The 20,383-nt window shown below is 43.4% G+C and carries 15 protein-coding genes, 1 tRNA gene and 1 pseudogene; 9 read left to right on the top strand and 8 right to left on the bottom strand.

The features are described from left to right. Positions 1–14: 14 nt before the first annotated feature. The 3 genes and pseudogenes from ACFQ21_RS03930 to metG all read left to right on the top strand — a co-directional run. Positions 15–593: pseudogene (locus tag ACFQ21_RS03930) on the top strand (tetratricopeptide repeat protein); the annotation flags it as partial. 30 nt (positions 594–623) lie between these two features. Then, entirely contained in the window at positions 624–2,156 is a 1,533-nt protein-coding gene (locus tag ACFQ21_RS03925; RefSeq protein WP_377578258.1) for a sensor histidine kinase, read from the top strand. Between the two features lie 65 nt (positions 2,157–2,221). Next, the gene (gene metG / locus ACFQ21_RS03920; RefSeq protein ID WP_377575133.1) at positions 2,222–4,312 is read left to right on the top strand and encodes a methionine--tRNA ligase; all 2,091 of its coding nucleotides are present in this window, start codon (positions 2,222–2,224) and stop codon (positions 4,310–4,312) included. A 24-nt stretch (positions 4,313–4,336) separates the two neighbouring features. Here the strand turns inward: metG and ACFQ21_RS03915 are convergent, their stop codons facing one another. The 8 genes from ACFQ21_RS03915 to ACFQ21_RS03880 all read right to left on the bottom strand — a co-directional run bounded on the left by ACFQ21_RS03915 (position 4,337) and on the right by ACFQ21_RS03880 (position 12,409). After that, positions 4,337–4,621: a thiamine-binding protein gene (locus ACFQ21_RS03915; protein ID WP_377575130.1), complete on the bottom strand. Its 285-nt coding sequence runs from the start codon at positions 4,619–4,621 to the stop codon at positions 4,337–4,339. 11 nt (positions 4,622–4,632) lie between these two features. Beyond that, positions 4,633–5,193, bottom strand: a complete 561-nt coding sequence (gene pth / locus ACFQ21_RS03910) for an aminoacyl-tRNA hydrolase (protein ID WP_377575127.1) — start codon at positions 5,191–5,193, stop codon at positions 4,633–4,635. Positions 5,194–5,313: 120 nt separating this feature from the next. Continuing rightward, positions 5,314–5,964, bottom strand: coding sequence for a 50S ribosomal protein L25/general stress protein Ctc (locus tag ACFQ21_RS03905; RefSeq protein ID WP_377575124.1), 651 nt, complete (start codon positions 5,962–5,964; stop codon positions 5,314–5,316). Positions 5,965–5,996: 32 nt separating this feature from the next. Then, entirely contained in the window at positions 5,997–6,926 is a 930-nt protein-coding gene (locus tag ACFQ21_RS03900; RefSeq protein WP_377575121.1) for a ribose-phosphate pyrophosphokinase, read from the bottom strand. Between the two features lie 85 nt (positions 6,927–7,011). After that, positions 7,012–7,087 (bottom strand) — tRNA-Gln (locus ACFQ21_RS03895). Positions 7,088–7,184: 97 nt separating this feature from the next. Further along, the gene (locus ACFQ21_RS03890) at positions 7,185–7,760 is read right to left on the bottom strand and encodes a DUF4136 domain-containing protein (protein WP_377575118.1); all 576 of its coding nucleotides are present in this window, start codon (positions 7,758–7,760) and stop codon (positions 7,185–7,187) included. Between the two features lie 69 nt (positions 7,761–7,829). Beyond that, a complete protein-coding gene (purL, locus tag ACFQ21_RS03885; RefSeq protein WP_377575115.1) occupies positions 7,830–11,525 on the bottom strand; it encodes a phosphoribosylformylglycinamidine synthase in 3,696 nt (1,231 codons plus the stop codon). A 104-nt stretch (positions 11,526–11,629) separates the two neighbouring features. Further along, the gene (locus ACFQ21_RS03880) at positions 11,630–12,409 is read right to left on the bottom strand and encodes an alpha/beta fold hydrolase (protein ID WP_377575112.1); all 780 of its coding nucleotides are present in this window, start codon (positions 12,407–12,409) and stop codon (positions 11,630–11,632) included. A 131-nt stretch (positions 12,410–12,540) separates the two neighbouring features. On the opposite strand from ACFQ21_RS03880, the gene ACFQ21_RS03875 reads away from it, so the two are divergent. The 6 genes from ACFQ21_RS03875 (at position 12,541) to ACFQ21_RS03850 (ending at position 20,377) form a co-directional block, all read left to right on the top strand. After that, a complete protein-coding gene (locus ACFQ21_RS03875) occupies positions 12,541–13,095 on the top strand; it encodes an RNA polymerase sigma factor (RefSeq protein WP_377578255.1) in 555 nt (184 codons plus the stop codon). A 15-nt stretch (positions 13,096–13,110) separates the two neighbouring features. Further along, positions 13,111–13,470 carry a hypothetical protein gene (locus ACFQ21_RS03870; RefSeq protein WP_377575110.1) on the top strand — a complete coding sequence of 120 codons (360 nt, stop codon included), beginning with the start codon at positions 13,111–13,113 and terminating at the stop codon, positions 13,468–13,470. 127 nt (positions 13,471–13,597) lie between these two features. Beyond that, a complete protein-coding gene (locus tag ACFQ21_RS03865) occupies positions 13,598–14,233 on the top strand; it encodes a TetR/AcrR family transcriptional regulator (RefSeq protein WP_377575107.1) in 636 nt (211 codons plus the stop codon). Positions 14,234–14,264: 31 nt separating this feature from the next. After that, positions 14,265–15,737, top strand: a complete 1,473-nt coding sequence (locus ACFQ21_RS03860) for a TolC family protein (protein ID WP_377575104.1) — start codon at positions 14,265–14,267, stop codon at positions 15,735–15,737. A gap of 30 nt (positions 15,738–15,767) precedes the next feature. Then, positions 15,768–16,898, top strand: a complete 1,131-nt coding sequence (locus ACFQ21_RS03855) for an efflux RND transporter periplasmic adaptor subunit (RefSeq protein ID WP_377575101.1) — start codon at positions 15,768–15,770, stop codon at positions 16,896–16,898. Positions 16,899–16,972: 74 nt separating this feature from the next. Beyond that, positions 16,973–20,377, top strand: a complete 3,405-nt coding sequence (locus tag ACFQ21_RS03850; protein ID WP_377575098.1) for an efflux RND transporter permease subunit — start codon at positions 16,973–16,975, stop codon at positions 20,375–20,377. The last annotated feature ends 6 nt before the right edge of the window (positions 20,378–20,383 follow it).

Here is a 20,383-nt window from a genome sequence, read left to right as displayed (position 1 = left end):
TTTGAAAATCACACGTGTACCAAATAAATTATAAGCTTGGGTTTCTTCTGTTAGCCATATTTATCTATACTGGTATTTGCGCACAGACAACAACATCCAACGTTGATTCATTAAAATCAATTCTAAAGGAAAAATCAGGGCGAGATCGCTATGAGATACTATACCAATTAGCTTATGATCTTTTTGATGTAGATAACAGAGAGGCATCAGTTTATGCTAAACAGGCCTACGACTTAGCATATGATGTTGGCGATAGTTTGAAGATAGTTACCTCGGGGAGATTGGCAGGGCAAATTTATAGAAGGATTGATCAATTGGAAAATTCGATTGATGTTCTAAAAGAAGTATTACCTATAGCAAAGAGAAATACCTATGAAGATGAAGAAAAAAAGATTCTTAATGCACTAGCCCTAACACATACACTCCGGGCGGAATATGATGAAGCGTTAAAGTATAATTTTCAGTCTTTAGTGATTCGAGAAAAGGGTGGCAAAAAAGATGAAATTAGTGTAGCGTTAAACAATATAGGCCTCGTGTATTTTAAGCTTAAAAATTATGAGCGGGCAGTTGAGTATTATGAGCGTTGTCTGAAGATTAAAAATGACATAAACTATACATATGATATGGATAGATTGCTTATCAATCTTGGTCTGTGTTATAACCAGCTTAAAAATTATAAGGAAGCAAGAAAGTTTATTACAAATGCGTTTAATTTCTGTGATAGTATTTGCAGTGAGGCGATAAGAATTGAAGGTAATTTTGGGTTAGGCGTCTCGTATTTTATAGAGGCTGAAGTTACTAACGATACTGCTGTCTACTCTAAATCGAAAGAGAATTTTATAAAATCTTATGACGTTGCCAACCAGATCCGTGATAAAAGATGGCGACTGGAGAACCTGGTTTATTTAGCGAGAATATATACTGAGCTTAATGACGTTGAGCATGCAAAAAAATCTTTGGAGGAAGCAGAACAGATAGCTGACGATACTGAGTATAATTTATTGTTGATAGAAATCTATAAAGGTTTCTCTATTCTCTTTAATAAGTCTAAAAACTACCAACAAGCAGCTATCTACCAAGATAAATATATACATCTAAAAGATAGTATATATAGCGAATCATTGATCAAGAACCTATCAAAAATCCAAACAGATTTTGAACAACGCGAAAACATTGCCACCATCGCTGCCAAAGAAGAGGTAATCAAACAACAACGTGATCTGAATATAGCTATAGCTATAATTGCCATGCTCGCAGGGTTGCTGGTGTTGGTGTTGCAGCGAAGCAATCGAACGATCAAGAGAGTGAACGCGCAGCTGTCGGAAGCGAAGGAGGTAATTGAAGAGCAGAACAAATTACTCGAAGACAAGAATAAATATCTCGATAAGGAAGTTGAGGCAAAGACTGTTGATCTGGAGCGTGTTAATCAGTCGTTGAAGCAGGTAAATGATGAACTCGATAACTTCATCTATAAAACTTCACATGATATACGCGGTCCGTTGGCGAGTTTGAAGGGGATGTGTAACGTGGCGCTGATGGATGTGAAAGATCCGGTGGCACTCGACTACCTTAGTAAACTTGATACAACTGCGGAACGATTAAATACTATACTTACCCGATTGCTGATTATAAACCAGATCAACAACTCGAAATTAAGTGTAGCACGAATTGATTTTGATACGATCATAAACGATGTGTTGTTACTGGAGAAGAAGAAGGGACTCCCGCAGAAACTCAAGATCAGGAGGTATGTTGAAGATAATGCTACTATACTTTCCGATAAAGAGTTGATCCGCATCGTACTTGAGAACCTTATTGATAATGCTATCAAGTTCTACAATGAGTCTGACCGTGTTGATTCTTTCGTAGATATTCACGTGAATACAAACGGGCAAGGGCAGGTGCGTGTGCGCGTTATAGACAACGGTATCGGCATCAGCGAGGCAAACCCTGGCAAACTCTTCCGGATGTTTTTCAGGGCTTCAGAACGCTCTGAGACGGGCGGTATAGGCTTGTACATCGTTAAGACTGCAACGGCCAAGCTTGGGGGCAGGGTAGGACTCCTCACAACGCCTGAAGGTTATACTGAATTTTACGTGCTCTTCCCGACTACGCCTCCCAAACAGGATGAAGACTCCGAAAAGCCTTCTATCTGATCGCTGAAGGAATTTTTTTACCTCCGTTTCTATTATCATCTTTGCACGCTCGTGCATTTTGAATCATGACAGACTTTAAACGATATACCATTACGGCTGCTCTGCCGTATGCCAACGGTCCACTTCACATCGGCCACATTGCCGGTGCATATTTACCAGCTGATACCTATGTCCGTTACCTGCGGCTTAGAGGAGAAGATGTAGTCTTTATCTGCGGCTCTGATGAGCACGGCGTAGCTATTACACTTGGAGCACGCAAGGAAGGCGTAGAGCCGAGAGCCTTTGTTGATAAATATCACGGGCTGATGAAGAAGGCCTTTGAAGATTTTGGTATCTCCTTCAATATTTACTCGCGCACTTCAAACCCGGTGCATTACGAAACGGCACAGGAGTTTTTCAAGAAGATATATGACCAGGACCTCTTTATTGAAGAGACGTCTGATCAGTATTTCGATGAGCAGGAAGGTATATTTCTGGCAGACCGCTATATCATCGGTACTTGTCCGAATTGTGGTAATCCGAATGCGTATGGCGATCAGTGCGAAAAGTGTGGTACGAGTTTAAGCCCCAAGCAGCTTATCAGCCCCCGGTCTACTGTTTCTGGTAATACACCAGTGTTGAAACCAACGAAGCATTGGTACTTCCCGCTGAACAAGTTTGAAGACTGGTTGAAGGAGTGGTTGATCGAAGGTCATAAAGACTGGAAGACTAACGTATATGGTCAATGTAAATCATGGCTCGATCAGGGGCTCCAGCCTCGCTCGATTACACGCGACCTGGATTGGGGAATTCCCGTGCCACTCCCCGATGCTAAAGGCAAAGTGCTCTACGTTTGGTTTGATGCCCCTATAGGGTATATATCAGCTACAAAAGAGTTGAAGCCGAATGATTGGGAAAAGTATTGGAAAGATCCGGAAACCCGCCTGATACATTTTATTGGCAAGGATAATATAGTATTCCACTGTATCATCTTCCCATCGATGTTGAAAGCTGCCGGAGATTATATACTTCCGGATAACGTTCCTGCCAATGAATTTTTGAATCTGGAAGGTGATAAACTTTCTACTTCACGTAATCACGCTGTTTGGCTGCACGAGTATCTTCAGGATTTGCCAGGCAGAAGAGATGAACTGCGCTATGTATTGACGTCTATATCTCCGGAAACAAAAGATGCTGACTTCACCTGGAAAGATTACCAGCAGAAAGTAAACAGCGAGATGGTAGCTATACTCGGTAACTTTGTAAACCGTGTGATGGTGCTGGTGTGGAAATACTTTGATGGTAAAGTTCCCTCTGAACATGAATTGCAAGGCACAGATGACAGAAGAAAGAGAATCTTGTCACTATATAATCAGGCTCATACAGATCTGAACAAATCAGTAAAAGAAATGACTGATGCCTTGAAGAACTTCCGTTTCCGCGAGGCACAATTCCAAATGTTGAACCTGGCGCGTATAGGTAATAAACTCCTGGCGGATACAGAGCCCTGGAAACTTGCCAAAGAAGATATGGAAGCTGTTGGATGTATTTTGAATTATGCTCTGACAGTCGTTGGAAATATAGCGTTGGCGTGTGAACCATTCCTGCCGGATGGTGCAGCAAGCATTCGCAGACAATTAAACAGCGAGTTGGAGCAAGGTCGCAAAGATTTCTGGAAGAAGGAAGAACTGGTACATATCGTGCCGCCACAGCATCAGCTTGGTAAGGCCGAGCTATTATATAGAAACGTGGAGGATGCCGAGATTGAAAAACAAGTTGAGCGCTTGAAGAAACCTCAGCAGACTGTGGCTCCCGTAGCCTCTGAAGATGTGCCGGTAAAGCCTTTGAAACCGGAGATTGTATTTGATGATTTCTCCAAACTTGATATACGTGTCGGTACGGTAACAGCTGCTGAGAAAATGGAGAAGTCAAATAAACTTCTCAAGCTGCGTGTAGACGATGGGTTGGGTGGCAGAACTATATTAAGTGGTATAGCTTTGCACTATACGCCTGAAGAGATGGTAGGCAAACAGGTTACGTTCATTGCTAACCTTGCTCCCCGCAAGATGATGGGTATTGAATCGCAGGGAATGATTCTGATGGCGGAAGATAAAGACGGAAAGCTGAAACTCGTTCAGCCGACAGATATAGTTTCTCCGGGATCTACCGTATCCTAAAATATAGAAGGCATTCAGTAATTTTTATTGAATGCCTTTTTCTTCCCAGTTTACATCTCCGTTTTTTCGGGCATGTACTTTCATCGTCACTACGACTTCATCCGCCCCGGAATCCAGGCAGATCTGTTGAGCCTCTTTGGCAACACGCATCAACGTATCGTAATCTCCCTGCATAACCGTTTCCATGGCGCCTACTTTATAGGCAACGCCCGACTTATCAATAACTTCAATCGCTTTATCGATGATCGGGTAGGGGTGTCCTTTTGATATAGGAACAATTTGTATCGCTATATGTACCTGGTTCTTCATGATACTATATATTAATTGTTGAACACGTTCATAGTGCGCTCCGGACCAATGGTACAAAACGATAACACCATTTCGTTTGCCTTGTTGATTACCTCCGGTAACTTCTCAAACTCTGCCTTGTCAAAATTACTCAACACAAAATCCACCTGCTGGCCTTTGCCGAAATCATTGCCTATACCAAAACGCAGACGGGAGTAATCCTGGCCACCGAGTAACTGTTCTATATTTTTTAAACCGTTGTGCCCGGCAGAGCTGCCTTTGGTACGCAGTCGCAGACTTCCAAAAGGAAGTGCGAGATCGTCCACCAGTACAAGTAAATTCTCTTTCGGTATCTTCAGATCCTGCAGCCAATACGCTATGGCTTTGCCACTCAGGTTCATATAGGTAGTGGGTTTAATCAGATGTATACTGCGGCCTTTAAATTTGAACTCTGCTTTTTCCGCCAGCCTGTCCGTTGTGAAATTTACTTTCTGTTGGTCGGCTAACTGGTCGAGTATAAGAAAACCAATATTATGGCGCGTTAGCTCGTACTCTGCGCCAATGTTACCAAGTCCTGCAACTAAATACTTCATCGGGATAAAAATGATATTCGTGGTTCAATACCAGGGTCAAAGATTTCATTCGAAACCGTAATAAACAAAAAATCCTTCCCGTTGCCGGGAAGGATTTTTGAATATGATTCAGGTATCAGATTACTTTTTACCTTCTTCTTTCTTAGGAGCTTCTTTCTTCGCAGCAGCAGGAGCAGCGGCAGCACCTTCAGCAGGAGCAGCAGCAGCTTCGTCAGCGGCCATTTTAGCAGCGCGAGGAACTTCAACAGCAGCGATCGTTGCTTGTTTAGGATCCAGGAACTCAAGGCCTTCCATTTTCATATCACCAATCTTAATAGCGTGGTGGAAATCAAGATCAGAAACCTCTACATCGATATGATCGGGCATATCTTTCGGGAAGCCGTATACTTTCAAAGCAGCACGCTTGCGTACAAGGGTACCACCTTTAGCAACGCCTTTAGCCTGACCTACCAGACGAACCGGGATGCTCATTTTAATTTTTCTGTCTTCAGAGATGCGCAGAAAATCAGCGTGAAGAATTACTTCACTTACCGGGTGGAACTGAACTTCCTGAAGAATTGCCTGTGCTTCTTCACCTTCGATGTTGATGTGAACAAAGTGTGCTTCGTTGGTATAAACCAGTTCGCGGAACAGAATCATCGGAGAATAGAAATGAATTTGTTCATTTCCTCCGTACAGTACACAGGGAACAAGACCCTCATCCCGTAACTTCTGGGAACCAGCCTTGCCGAGATTTGCTCTTTTATACCCTATAATCTCAACAGTTTTCATAGTATATAATTGTTTAATTAAAAGTTTCTGAATTAAAGTTTAATGAAGAGTGAGCTGATCGATTCGTTGTCATGAATCTTACGGATCGCTTTGGCGAACAGTGTAGACACCGAAAGCACTTTAATTTTAGGGCTTTCCTTCTTTAGCGGAATCGTATCGGAAATCACAATTTCTTCCAGTAAAGAGCTATCGATGTTTTCATAAGCATTACCGGAGAGTACGCCGTGTGTACAAACAGCGCGTACGGATTTAGCACCCTTCTCTTTCAGCAGTGCTGCTGCTTTACAAATTGTTCCTGCTGTATCCACCAGGTCATCCACGAGTATAACATCTTTGCCATCTACTTCACCGATCAGTCGCATGGACTCAACCTTGTTGGCTTCTTTTCTGTGCTTGTCGCATACAGCAAGCTCAGCATCAAAGAATTTAGCAAATGCTCTCGCTCTCTTTATACCACCTACATCCGGAGATGCAAACATGATATCAGAAAGACCTAATGATTTAAGATACGGAACGAATATATAGGAGCCATCGAGGTGATCCACCGGTATATCAAAGAAGCCCTGGATCTGGTCAGCGTGTAAGTCACACGCCATGATGCGCGATGCTCCGGCTGCTGAAATCAGATTAGCATGAAGCTTGGCTGCTATAGCAACTCGTGGTTTATCTTTTCTGTCCTGACGGGCATATCCGAAATATGGAATCACAACGTTAACGCTGGACGCACTGGCACGTTTGGCTGCATCCACCATTAATAATAATTCCATTAAGTTATCAGAAGGAGGGAACGTTGATTGAATCAGAAATACTTCATGGCCGCGAACGGATTCAGTAATATAGGGCGACATTTCACCGTCACTGAATTGCTGATAGTTTACTTCACCTAAGCGCTCTCCATAAGCGTTGGCGATTTTCTCAGCCAGGTAGGTTGTAGCTCTTCCGCTAAAGATTTTAACTGCCATGGTTAGTGCCGTTAATCGTTATCAGTTTATTATTATCTGATTCCGTTTTACAAACGAAGAATCCCGCATAAGCGGGATTCTTATATGGTTGTCCGACCAGGGCTCGAACCTGGACTTTCCTGAATCAAAATCAGGCGTGTTGCCAGTTACACCATCGGACAATGTTGTCGCTGAATCGTCAATTCGATGTCAGTCCCATGAATTTGGGATTGCAAAGGTAGAATTATTTTTCAGAAATGTTAACCTCAACCAAAAAAATTAAAAATCATTTTCTTGAGATACCGTGGTGCCGCCTTCCATAAAACCTTCGGCCCAGAAACGATATTTGTCGAGGATGGATATAACTGCATTGCGCAGGTGTCGGCTATTATTAAAGTCGATGGTTCCATACATGGTAGTAGCGTAGCCTTGCCAGATCGATCTGTTCTGGCGTCTGTCATAAAACTGAATGAGCAGTGTGCCGGTTCTCAAATTAAATTTCTGCGCATCGTATTCAATGTTGTCGTTCTGCGTCTTTACCCATTCTTCAATAGCAGGTTGATTATAGCCATTGAAGCGAAGACTATCATTAAACATTTTGAATCCGATGATGAGGTGTGGCTTACTGGTAGATTGCCTATAGCCCAGAAATTTCATGCGTGCAACGATCGATTTCTCGATGATGTTGTTCGTCATGCTGGAGTCTGCAGGCCCTGCAGGCTTCATGATGTCAAATGTTTTATACTTCTTGAAATTACCCTTATAGCTATAGTCGTATTCTACAGGTAATTCTTTGTATCCAAGGCACGAGGTGAGAAGTGCCAATATCACGAGAGGGAGTGCGATCGTCTTCATATGCCGGCATGTTATTCTGTGAATATAAGGTTATTGATTCATCAGAACAACAGCCGGCTGAAACCTTTATTATGATTTAATTTTTTTGATCCATTCCCGTGCATTCACGAAAGCTTCAATCCACGGAGACACGACATCCTGCTTCCGCTCTGAGGGGTAAAATCCCCAGTTCCAAGGGAAAAGTGAGCGTTCGATGTGTGGCATAATTGCCAGGTGACGTCCATCTTTCGAGCAAAGTGCAGCAACAGAATAATCTGAATCATTCGGATTGCCCGGATACTCCGTGTGTGAATATTGTGCAGCGATGGCAAATGTATTCTTATCAGCAGGTAAACGGAAGCGTCCTTCACCGTGTGCTACCCATACACCAAGTCTTGCACCAGCAAAGCTGTTCAGCATTACTGAATTGTTCTCTGGTATAGTAACGTTCACAAAGATTGATTCAAATTTACCCGAGCCATTGTGATGCATACGCGGATGTTCTTCGCCCATCTCCGGATATAGCAATCCTAATTCCATTACCAGCTGGCATCCGTTACAGACACCAAGACTCAATGTATCTTTTCGTTTGTAGAAATTGTCAAGAGCTTGTTTTGCCTTTGGATTATAGAGGAATGCACCGGCCCATCCTTTCGCAGAACCGAGTACATCCGAGTTGGAGAAACCTCCGACAAATACAATAAGATTTACATCCGACAAATCTTCGCGACCCGAGATCAGGTCGGTCATGTGTATATCTTTTACATCGAAGCCTGCCAGATATAGGGAGTATGCCATCTCTCGATCGCCATTCACACCCTTCTCGCGCATAATCGCTGCCTTTAAACCCGAAGGCTTTCTGCGTCTTGAATCAATGCCATAGGTTTCAAACTTGCCATCGAATTTCGGCTGGAAGTTATAGCTCAATACATGCTTCTTATAGTGCGTATAGCGGCTCTCGGCATGTTTGGCCGGACGCTGCTTGCTATCGAGCAGGTAAGAAGTTTTATACCATACATCGCGAAGTTTGTCGATATCAAACTTCAACAGTTTGTTCTGGTGATTGATAGTGAGGTTGCGTTCACCGCTTACGTGACCAAGTATACTATAGCGAATGTCATTCTCTTTCAGAACAGCCGTTGCTTTTGCTTCATCAGCGACCTGAATTACTACGCCCGGATTTTCAGCAAATAGTACTTTAATAATATCGCTATCAACCGAAGCTATATTTAGTGTTAAACCAACGCCCGGCTGGGCAAAAGTCATTTCGAGTAATGCCGTGATCAATCCTCCTTCAGATATATCGTGACCTGCCAGGATCAGGTTCTGGCCGATCAGTTGCTGTACACTTTCAAAAGCTTTAGCAAAGTAACTTTCGTTTTGTACAGTAGGCACCTCGTTGCCGAGCAGGTTCAGTATCTGTGCAAAGCTGCTGCCTCCGAGTTTGCGTTCATCGCCAGAGAAATCGATGAGTATAACTTTTGATCCTTCTGCTTTTTCAAGAACAGGAGAAATAGTTTTGGTTATATCACTTACTTCTGCTCCTGCAGAGATAATAACAGTGCCCGGAGAATATACCACTTCACCATTCGGATACTTCTGTGTCATGGAAAGTGAATCCTTACCGGTAGGTATATTTATACCCAGTTTGATGGCGAAGTCGCTCACCGCTTCAACGGCTTGATATAGTCTAGCATTCTCGCCTTCCTGTTTCGCTGGCCACATCCAGTTGGCACTGAGTGATACGCCTTTCAGTCCATGCGTAAGCGGAGCCCATACTATATTGGTGAGCGACTCAGCAATGGCAAGTTTACTTCCGGCTATTGGGTCAACGAGTGCAGCACCCGGTGCGTGACCGATGGACGTAGCTACACCTTTACTGCCGGTATAGTCAAGCGCCATAACGCCAACGTTGTTCAGCGGTAATTGTATAGGGCCGCACGTTTGTTGTGTGGCAACTTTACCGGTTACGGAACGATCAACTTTATTGGTGAGCCAATCTTTACAAGCAACGGCTTCGAGTTGAAGCACCTGCTCGAGGTACTCATTCAGTTTCGCTGCATCGTATTGAAGCGACTTGAAGTTACTCGCTTGTGTTTTATCCGTAAGTATAGTCTTCGGTGATGAACCGAGTAAATGTTTTACTTCGAAGTCGATCGGCTTTTGAGGCTGACCATCTTTTTTGAAGAGTAATTTATTATCCCCTGTAGCTTCACCAATTACATACATTGGTGCGCGCTCACGTTCCGAAACGCGTTTCAGAAGATCTATATCTTTTTGTTTGATCGCGAGGCCCATACGTTCCTGCGATTCGTTGCTGATGATCTCTTTGTCTGACAGCGTAGGATCGCCGACAGGAAGTTTATCAACCTGTATAGTACCACCGGTTTCTTCCAGTAGTTCTGATAGACAGTTGAAGTGTCCACCGGCACCATGATCGTGAATGGAAACGATCGGATTTACACCGGACTCAACCATGGCGCGGATCGCGTTCATCACACGCTTCTGCATTTCCGGGTTTGAGCGTTGTATCGCGTTAAGCTCAATCGCATTTCCATATTCACCGGTAGCTACAGAAGATACAGCACTACCACCCATACCGATGCGATAGTTATCGCCACCAAGCAATACAATTTTATCACCGGCTTCGAGATGTTCTTTCTTGCTATCTTTTTCTTTACCGAATCCTATACCACCCGCGAGCATGATCACTTTATCGAAACCATACTTCTTGTTGTCTTCAATGTGCTCGAAGGTGAGTACACTTCCGGCAATAACCGGCTGACCGAATTTGTTACCGAAATCAGAAGCACCATCCGAAGCTTTGATCAGAATTTCTTCCGGAGATTGATAAAGCCATTTACGTGCTTCGAATTTTTTTTCCCACGGTCTTCCGTTTTCAAGGCGAGGGTAGGAGGTAATATATACTGCAGTACCTGCTAAGGGCAATGCCCCTTTACCGCCAGCGAGGCGGTCGCGAATCTCACCGCCAGAACCAGTAGCCGCACCGTTGAAAGGTTCAACCGTTGTCGGGAAGTTGTGTGTTTCAGCCTTTAATGAAATTACCGAAGCTATATCTTCGATGGTAAAGAAGTCGGCTATATCCTGGCGTGCAGGTGCAAACTGTTCAATTACCGGACCTTTGATAAAGGCTACGTTATCTTTATAGGCAGATACTATATAATTCGGATTCTCTTTCGATGTTTTTTTGATCAGTTGGAAAAGTGTAGATTCTTTTTCCTTGCCATCAATTATAAATGTACCGTTGAAGATCTTGTGGCGGCAGTGTTCCGAGTTAACCTGCGAGAAGCCGAATACTTCACTGTCGGTTAATTTGCGTCCGAGTTGTTTGCTAACATTTTCAAGGTATTCGATTTCTACCTTGCTCAAAGCCAATCCTTCTTTCTCGTTATATGCGGCAATATCATCGATGGCGATGATCGGCTCCGGAGTATGATGAATTGTGAAGAGGTCCTGATCCAGCGACTTGTAAAGCACCTGCAGCATTTTGTCGTACTTCACAGAATCGTTTTCTGCGGCGATAAATTCTTCAATGCGCTGAATGCCACTGATGCCCATGGTCTGCGTAATTTCTACGGCATTGGTACTCCACGGAGTAATCATTTCTTTACGAGGGCCGATGAAATTTCCGGTTAACGTTTTTTCTGAGAGCGGCTCAGCTTTACCAAAAAGCCAGATAAGTTTCTGAATGTCTGAATTTTGCAAAGGCTGTACCGTACCAACCGCATATATCGTGTTGGCTTTCGAACGAAAGAATAAAATCATTGGATTAAACTCGGATTTGAGCCTGCAAAAATACAAGCATTTTGCAGGAATGGGAGTGTTTTGTGTAAATATTGTATTGATAACTTTTGAATGCTCAGAAATACTCAGATAAGCTCGGCAAGTTCCGGATGCGTAAGGAAATTATGGCCAGCTTCTATCACGATAAAGCAGGCCTGATGAAGTTGTTTTACAAAGGTGTTCATGCTTGCTGGCGTAATAACTTTATCATACTTCCCCACAATGATCGTTACGGGTATAGCACGCTCGTTGGCGAGTGTTGCAAGTACAGTAATGTTGAATTTGAGTTTTCGAAATACAACCCACGAGTAGTAAACTCGCTCCCGCTTTTCAGTTGTATTCATCTGGTACTCAGCAAAACGGAGAATACTTTTATCGATGATCCCGATGCGATTCAATGTTCTGCTGATCGATAGAAAGCGATCCTGGTGATGAATCATGCTTTTGAAAAGCTTTCGTAACAGAACCGGGTATGTAGCAAGGTAATACCAAAAATTAGTTTTGACTCCGTCTGGTGCTAGCAGAAAAACTTTAGTTACTTTATCAGCGTAAGCTTCCAATGTGGCGAGCACAAATTTTCCGCCCATGCTATAGCCTAGTAATGAAAACGAATCAATTTGATTCTCGTGAAGAAAACGCTGCAGTATAGCGCGCCACACTTTCTTTTCTAAGGGTTGTTCGTTGTGTGCCCACTTGCTTTTGCCGTGGAAATAAAGATCGAATATATAGCAGGTATAGCGATTCGAGAGCGATCGTGCAAGCGGAGTGAACGCGGTGTTGTCTTGTCCGAAGCCGTGAAATAGCAGGAGTACATCTTTCCCGTTACCGAGTTTAGTATAAAATAGCTCCGGTGTTGATTCGTTCATGGCTGTGCAGGCCGACAAATTAAAATATCTTACCGACTGGTGGCTGCTGTTCGCCTACTTATTTTCGATTTACCTAAAATAAATGGATACATAGCACCGTCTTTCAAGCTAAATAAAGCAATGTGAAGGCGATGGAACTGGCCATGCAAATAAAAGAACAGACATTTCTAAAGGAGAAAGACAGGCTGCTGAGCTTTATCCGTAATCGTGTGTCTACTGTAGAGGAGGCAGAAGATATTCTTCAGGATGTCTTTTATCAATTTGTAGCCGGTTACGAAACCATCGAGTCGATAGACCGCGTTACATCCTGGTTATTTTCGGTAGCCCGTAACAAAATCATCGACCGTTATCGCAGAGAGGCCGCCCGGCCACAACGTGCGGATTTTGGTATAGCCACCGGGTTGGAAGAAGATGCGCCTATTACATTGCAAGAGATTTTACCCGACCTGGGTAACACTCCCGAAGATTCATACCTGCGCGAAGCGATCTGGGAAGCCATCATGGAAGCCCTTGATGAATTGCCGCCCGAACAACGCGAGATCTTTATTCTCAATGAAATAGAAGAGCGCAGCTTTCGCGATATAGCAGAACAAACCGGTGTTTCTATCAATACATTGCTTTCCAGAAAGCGATATGCTATTCTCGCGCTTCGAAAAAAATTACAACGATTATATAACGATATATAGGCCAACAACAGAGTTATGAGAAAGTCAGATTTTGCAAAATGCGCGGTGTTGGGGTTACTGGCAATTACTTTATTAGGTGTAGTAACCATGTTATTATGGAACTGGCTGGTGCCAGATCTGTTCAACGGTCCTGTTATCACATATTGGCAGGCACTCGGCCTGCTGGTGTTAAGCAAGATATTGTTCTGGGGATGGGGCGGTAAACGCCATTATCAGACCCCCGGAGCCACGCCTTACTGGAAACATCGTTTCTATGAAAAATTCTCCAACATGCCGGCAGAGCAGCGTGAGGAATTCAAACGGAGAATGAAAGAAAAATGGTGCAGCTTCGAGAAGAGCACTTCGACACAGAAATCAGACACTTCGCGCGACTGATTGACTGTTTCAGGAAAATACATCGAGAAAAAAATCACAAAAAACTCAACCTACAAGCTTTTTAGGCCGTTGAAGGAAACGTTGGAAACTTTTGAAATGTAAAAAGTTTCCATAGTTTTACGAGCCTATGGAAGATTCAAGCACACGTGACAAGATATTGAAAGGGGCAGAAGGCCTCTTTACAAAATATGGTGTACGAAGCATATCGATGGACGATATCGCCCGACATCTGTCGGTATCCAAGAAAACGCTGTACCAGCACTTCACGGATAAGGAAGATATCGTGACACTTGTTTTCGAAGCAGTATTGAGCGAGAGCCGGAAGGAATTTGAAGCCATCCATCATACGGCTGAGAACGCGATAGACGAACTGGCCAAGCTTTCCGTATGCCTGAAGAAGAACGTTGATGAAATAAACCCTTCGCTTTTATTCGACTTGCAGAAGTATTATCCGAAAGCGTGGGCGGTGTGGCTGGAGTTTAAGCGCATGTGCATTTACGATTCTATAAAAAGGAATCTCGATCAAGGTATAGCAGAAGGATTTTACAGACCAGAGATCAATACCGAAATAATCAGTATTGTACGAATGGCTTTGATCGAAACCGCTTTTGATGATAAAACTTTTTCGCACGACAAGTTCAGGATGACGGAAGTACAGATGCAGATATTCGAGCATTTTGTATTCGGCATTTTAACGGATAAAGGAAGAAAGCAATACCTGCGATGCAAAGAGAAGAACACACCTGAAACGGTAACACGATAACAGAAACTGTAACACGATAATTAACCCCAATATGAAACGCTTTTATCAAATCCTTTTACTTTGTTTGATTGTGCCGCCCGGGGCATTTGCCCAGCAAGCGGACACGGCATCCTATACATTGGAACAATGCGTCAAGTATGCATTGGAGAATACGGTAGATGTTAAGAACGCACGTGTTGATGCGCAGATATCAGAAGCAAGAGTAAAAGAAACCTTTGGTATAGGTTTACCACAAGTAAGTGGTGAAGTAAGTCTTCAGCACAACCAGAAACTACCACGCTTCTTTTCGACCTATGCTACTGCACAAGGTTTTGCAGGACAGGATGAAAACGGTAATCCATTATTAGATATACCCGGACTGCAACCAAACGATGTTGTTGCATCTCCAAACTTTTTTCAATTACCAAGCAGTGGTAATGCCAGTATTACCATCAATCAATTACTCTTTAGCAGTACATACCTGGTTGGTTTGAAAGCCGCAGGTACGTATAAAGAGCTTGCCTATAAAACTGAGCAACAAACACAGATACAGGTTGTAGAGAACGTAACCAAAGCGTACTATGCTGTGTTGGTTAATAATGAGCGTATCAATCTTTTTGATAATAATATAGCTCGTGTTGATTCACTGCTGAGAAGTACAACTGCGATGAATAAAAATGGTTTTGCAGAGGAGATTGATGTTGATCGAATTAAGGTAACACTTAACAATCTGAAATCAGAAAGATTGAAGTTTATCAACCTTCAGAACCTGAGCCTAACACTTCTAAAATTCCAGATGAATTACCCGATGGATCAACCTTTAGCTGTAGAGGGTACATTGGATAATTTTCAGGTTAGTGAAAATATAGCTGCCGAATATGAGCAGGGTTTTGATCCTCAAAACAGAATTGAGTATAAAGTACTGAGCACACAACGCGAGTTGCAGAAACTTGATATCAAGAATAAATACTCAAATTCATTGCCGAGTTTATCAGGCTTTGCAAACCTGGGCTATACTACGCAATCACCCAATGTGAGCGGTCTTTTCAAAACCAATACGGAGATGGAGGAAACATCGCAGATCGGTCCTGATAAATGGTATTCATTCTCATCATTCGGTGTGTCATTGAAAATACCTTTGTTTAGTGGTCTTCAGAGAAACTACCAGGTGCAGCAAGCTAAACTTTCGTTGTTGAAGATTGAGAACAGCTTTACTTCACTTCGTCAGAGTATAGATCTGAGCATACAACAGAACACCGTAACGTATCAGAACTCTATTGAGACCTTGAAGTCGCAGCGTGAAAACATGGAGCTGGCTGAAAAAGTAGCGCGTGTTACCAAGATCAAATATGAACAAGGTGTAGGATCGAACATTGAAGTAACCGATGCTGAAAGCAGCTTGCGCGAAGCGCAGGTAAATTACTACAATGCACTATATGATGCGATCATCGCCAAAGTAGATCTTGATAAAGCCTATGCGAAGATCGACCCAAGTCAATATACCACAGCCCAGCCCGCTAAATAAGCATAACCCCAAATGAAAAATAAACACTTTATGAAATCCACGATATACACCCGCTTAACTGTCATCGCTATCGCAGGCGTACTGGCTGCATGCAGTGCTGCTACACCTGATGATAAGAAAGCACAACTGGAACAACTGAAGAAGCAGGAGAAAGATATCTCCAAGCAGATCCAGCAACTGGAAAGTGAAATCGCTCAGGAGAATCCAGACTCAACAACTGTTGTAAAATCAAAAGAAGTAACGGTAGCTGAACTGGCATTGCGTAAATTCGATCACTATGTAAAGACACAAGGTAGTGTTGATGCTGAAGATAACATCCTGGTAAGTGCAAAATCGCCAGGCGTTGTTACGGCAGTATATATTAAAGAAGGACAACAGGTATCAAAAGGACAAGTTCTTGCGCAAATCGATAACTCGGTAATCATTCGCAGCATCGAGGCGCAAAAATCCCAACTTGAATTGGCCAAGACAGTATTTGAGCGCCAGAAAAATCTGTGGGATCAAAAGATAGGTACAGAAGTACAATACCTGCAGGCAAAAACGAATAAAGAAAGTCTCGAGAAACAACTCGAGTCTCTCAACGAACAGAATGATATGACACGCATCAAGGCGCCTATCAGCGGTACGGTTGATGATGTGGCTATCAAGATAGGAGAGAACATTGCTCCCGGTATGCCTGCTGTTCGCGTAGTAAATACATCAGATCTGAAACTCATAGCCAATGTATCAGAAGCGTATGTTACCGCGATCAAAAAAGGTAATTCGGCTGTTATCAGTATACCTGAGCTGAAGAAAGAGATCACTGCGAAGGTAACGTTTGTAGGAAAGACAATCGATCCGCTTTCGCGTACATTCCCGGTAGAAATAAAGTTACCGGCAGATGGCGACCTTCGTCCGAACATGACCGGTATATTAAAAGTAATTTTCCATACGGAACCTTCTACTATTGTAGTGCCGGTGAACGTAGTGCAGGAACTTAACAAAGAAAAGATCGTATTCGTAGCAGAAACCAATGGCAAGCAGACTGTAGCTCGCAAAAGAGTAGTAACCGTGGAAGGTGTATACGATAACCTTGCACAGGTAAATGGCCTGAAGGCAGGTGAGAAGATCATAACCTTCGGCTACCAGGGTCTTAACGATGGCCAGGTAATTAAAATATAGCTTAAAGATATAGTGTGCCGGGCGATACTATATCGCCCGGAGTATATCATTACCCACTACTAACATTCAAGTTTATGCATGATGTAGAAAAGGAATTTAAACCCACCAGTTGGTCGATCGATAACAAGATCGCTATTTACGTAGCGACCCTTATCATCTGTCTTGCCGGTATCATGACCTATAACAGTCTGCCGAAGGAAAACTTCCCGGAGGTAGTGTTTCCGCAGATATATGTATCCACTATATATCCCGGTGCACCGGAAGACATTGAGAACCTGATCTCTAAGCAAATTGAGAAGCAGGTAAAATCAATTGCCGGTGTAAAGAAAATTACCAGTAACTCACTTCAAAACTTTTCGAACGTAATCATCGAGTTTCAAACCGATGTGGAGGTAAAGGAAGCCAAACGTGAAGTACAGGAAGCCGTTGATAAAGCCAAGAAGGATTTACCTACCGACCTGGATGATGATCCACAGGTTGTGGATGTAGATATATCGGAAGTGCCGATTATGAACATCAACCTCTCCGGTGACTATGATCTTCAAACGTTGAAGAAGTATGCCGAGCAGATGCAGGATCGCATCGAGTCATTGAAAGAGATTCGGAGAGTAGATATAGTAGGAGCACTCGATCGTGAAATACAGGTAAACGTTGATCTCTATAAATCAGCATTGGCCGGTGTAAGTCTCGATGATATTTCATCTGCGATCAAATACGAGAACGTAATTATAGCAGGTGGTCAGTTGTCTGTAGACGGTATGAAACGCTCCATGAGTGTGAACGGTGAATTTATTTCAGCGGAACAACTCGGAGGTATTGTGATCGGTGGTACAAAAGGTGGAAAAGTATATCTGCGCGATGTTGCTGATGTAAGCGATACACACAAAGAACAGGAAAGCTTCGCGAGACTGGATGAAAAGAACGTGGTTACACTCAACGTTGTAAAACGCGGTGGTGAAAACCTGATCATTGCTTCTGACCAGATCAACGAAATAGTAAAAGAATACGAAAGTTCTATTCTTCCTCAGGGATTGAAAATTACCATTACTGCCGATCAGTCAGACAACACACGTATGACGTTGCATGATCTGATCAATACCATCATCATCGGTTTCGTACTGGTAACGATCATTCTCATGTTCTTCATGGGCGCTACCAACGCGATCTTCGTAGGTCTGTCGGTTCCGCTGTCAAGCTTTATAGCGTTCCTTACATTCCCTACACTCGGCTTTACGCTCAACATGATGACGCTGTTCTCATTCCTGCTGGCGCTGGGTATTGTGGTGGATGATGCGATCGTGGTAATTGAAAACACACACCGCGTATTCGACAATGGTAAAGTGCCGATTCGTAAAGCTGCGAAGATTGCTGCCGGTGAAGTATTCATGCCGGTGCTATCGGGTACATTGGTGGTGTTGGCACCATTCGTGCCGCTTGCATTCTGGCCAGGTGTTATTGGTAAATTCATGTTCTATCTACCGGTAACATTGATTGTGGCATTGCTTGCTTCGTTGGTTGTTGCCTATATCATGAACCCGGTGTTTGCTGCTGACTTTATGAAGCCGCACGATCACGATCATGAGAACAAGACTAAACTTACCAAAGGCTTTAAAGTATCCACTGTCGTTTTCGTTGCTATAGCGTTGCTGTTCTACATAACAGGATCGTTTGGTATGGGTAACTTTACCATCTTTATATACCTGCTATATGCACTGCATCATTTCGTACTCGAGCGTGTTATATCGGCATTCCAGACAAGAGCATGGCCATCGGTACAAAACGGTTACCAGAAATGGATCACATGGTGCCTTCAGGGCTGGAGACCATGGGGTGTTGTACTCGCTGTAGTGGCATTGTTTATTTTCTCGATCATATTTACAGGCATTCGTAAACCTCCGGTGGTATTCTTCCCGCAAGGCGATCCTAACTTTATATTTACCTATGTGCGCATGCCGATCGGTACCGATCAGCGTGTAACCGATTCTATTACCAATATTGCCGAAGACAGGATCATTAAAGTTATAGGCAAGGATACTACAATGGTAGAGTCAATTATATCCAACGTATCCATTGGTGCTGCTGAAGATCAGTTTTCCGGTGCGCAATCACAACCGCATCTCGGAAAAGTTACGGTTGCCTTTGTAGATTTTGCGAAACGTGACGGGCGTTCATCGAAAGAATACCTCGGTAAGATCCGTGAAGCGGTGAAAGGTATAAAAGGTGCTGAAATTTCAGTTGACCAGGAGCAGGGTGGACCTCCAACCGGTAAGCCAGTCAACATTGAAATTGCCGCTGATAACTTCGACTTGCTGGTATCTACAGCGGATCGTGTGAAGCGTTATCTCGACTCTGTACAAGTGCCGGGTGTTGAAGAATTGAAATCAGATTTTCAAAGTGATAAGCCTGAGATCGTGATCAAGATCGATCGCGAGAAAGCAAACCGCGAAGGTATATCTACCGGTCAGATTGGTGGTACATTGAACACCGCTATATATGGTGAAGAAGTATCTCGTTTCCGCGATGAGAACGATGACTATCCGATTGAACTTCGTATTAAGGAAGATCAACGCAATGATATCAACACGTTGATGAACCTGCCGATAACCTATCGTGATATGGCTTCGGGTGGAGCTGTTCGCCAGGTGCCGCTGTCTTCGTTCGCTACGATTGAGTATTCAAACAGCTATGCCGGTATCAAGCGTATTGATCAGAAGCGTGTGATTACGTTGTCATCCAACGTACTCAGCGATTACAACGAGAACGAAGTAGTGGCTGAGATCACGAATCGTCTTAAGTCAATTTCAATTCCGGATGAAGTAACTGTAAAGATGACCGGTGCGCAGGAAGACCAGGCTGAAACTTCGAACTTCTTAGGTGTTGCCGGGCTGGTAGCCCTCGGGTTGATCTTTATGATCCTGGTGATTCAATTCAACTCGGTAGGTAAACCGCTCATTATTCTCACCGAAATTCTTTTCAGTGTGATTGGTGTATTGCTTGGTTTCTCTTTCTTCCGAATGGAAATATCCATCGTGATGTCGGGTGTAGGTATCATGGCATTGGCCGGTATCGTTGTGCGTAACGGTATATTGCTGGTGGAATTTACCGACCTGCTTATATCACAAGGTATAGAATTGAAAGATGCCGTGATTGAAGCTGCAAGAACGCGTATGACGCCGGTGTTGCTCACTGCCATGGCAGCAACTTTAGGACTTATACCACTAGCCGTAGGGTTGAATATCGACTTCGTTACGTTGTTCACAGAATTTAACCCGCATATATTCTTCGGTGGTGATAACGTAGCATTCTGGGGACCTCTTTCATGGACCATGATCTTTGGTTTGATCTTCGGTACATTCCTTACGTTGTTCCTGGTGCCTGTAATGTACCTGATCATGGCGAGACTGCGAGCACGCGTATACAAAACGAAGAAAGAAGAAGCGCATGGCGATGAAAAAGAAGAAGCCATTGTTGCTATATAAATAGCA

Source organism: Ohtaekwangia kribbensis (assembly GCF_042676245.1).
Lineage (GTDB): Bacteria > Bacteroidota > Bacteroidia > Cytophagales > Cyclobacteriaceae > Ohtaekwangia > Ohtaekwangia kribbensis.
Note: the sequence above shows the minus strand (reverse complement) of the source record. Positions and strands in the feature narration are given on the sequence as shown.

What these genes read in the sequence shown, in the direction of transcription:
- ACFQ21_RS03925 (WP_377578258.1), top strand. Translation starts at nt 624, where the DNA reads ATGGATAGATTGCTTATCAATCTTGGTCTGTGTTATAACCAGCTTAAA.
- ACFQ21_RS03860 (WP_377575104.1), top strand. Translation starts at nt 14,265, where the DNA reads ATGAAACGCTTTTATCAAATCCTTTTACTTTGTTTGATTGTGCCGCCC.
- ACFQ21_RS03890 (WP_377575118.1), bottom strand. Translation starts at nt 7,760, where the DNA reads ATGAAGACGATCGCACTCCCTCTCGTGATATTGGCACTTCTCACCTCG.
- ACFQ21_RS03905 (WP_377575124.1), bottom strand. Translation starts at nt 5,964, where the DNA reads ATGAAAACTGTTGAGATTATAGGGTATAAAAGAGCAAATCTCGGCAAG.
- ACFQ21_RS03915 (WP_377575130.1), bottom strand. Translation starts at nt 4,621, where the DNA reads ATGAAGAACCAGGTACATATAGCGATACAAATTGTTCCTATATCAAAA.
- ACFQ21_RS03850 (WP_377575098.1), top strand. Translation starts at nt 16,973, where the DNA reads ATGCATGATGTAGAAAAGGAATTTAAACCCACCAGTTGGTCGATCGAT.
- ACFQ21_RS03880 (WP_377575112.1), bottom strand. Translation starts at nt 12,409, where the DNA reads ATGAACGAATCAACACCGGAGCTATTTTATACTAAACTCGGTAACGGG.
- ACFQ21_RS03875 (WP_377578255.1), top strand. Translation starts at nt 12,541, where the DNA reads ATGGAACTGGCCATGCAAATAAAAGAACAGACATTTCTAAAGGAGAAA.
- ACFQ21_RS03855 (WP_377575101.1), top strand. Translation starts at nt 15,768, where the DNA reads ATGAAATCCACGATATACACCCGCTTAACTGTCATCGCTATCGCAGGC.
- ACFQ21_RS03900 (WP_377575121.1), bottom strand. Translation starts at nt 6,926, where the DNA reads ATGGCAGTTAAAATCTTTAGCGGAAGAGCTACAACCTACCTGGCTGAG.
- metG (WP_377575133.1), top strand. Translation starts at nt 2,222, where the DNA reads ATGACAGACTTTAAACGATATACCATTACGGCTGCTCTGCCGTATGCC.
- ACFQ21_RS03870 (WP_377575110.1), top strand. Translation starts at nt 13,111, where the DNA reads ATGAGAAAGTCAGATTTTGCAAAATGCGCGGTGTTGGGGTTACTGGCA.
- pth (WP_377575127.1), bottom strand. Translation starts at nt 5,193, where the DNA reads ATGAAGTATTTAGTTGCAGGACTTGGTAACATTGGCGCAGAGTACGAG.
- purL (WP_377575115.1), bottom strand. Translation starts at nt 11,525, where the DNA reads ATGATTTTATTCTTTCGTTCGAAAGCCAACACGATATATGCGGTTGGT.
- ACFQ21_RS03865 (WP_377575107.1), top strand. Translation starts at nt 13,598, where the DNA reads ATGGAAGATTCAAGCACACGTGACAAGATATTGAAAGGGGCAGAAGGC.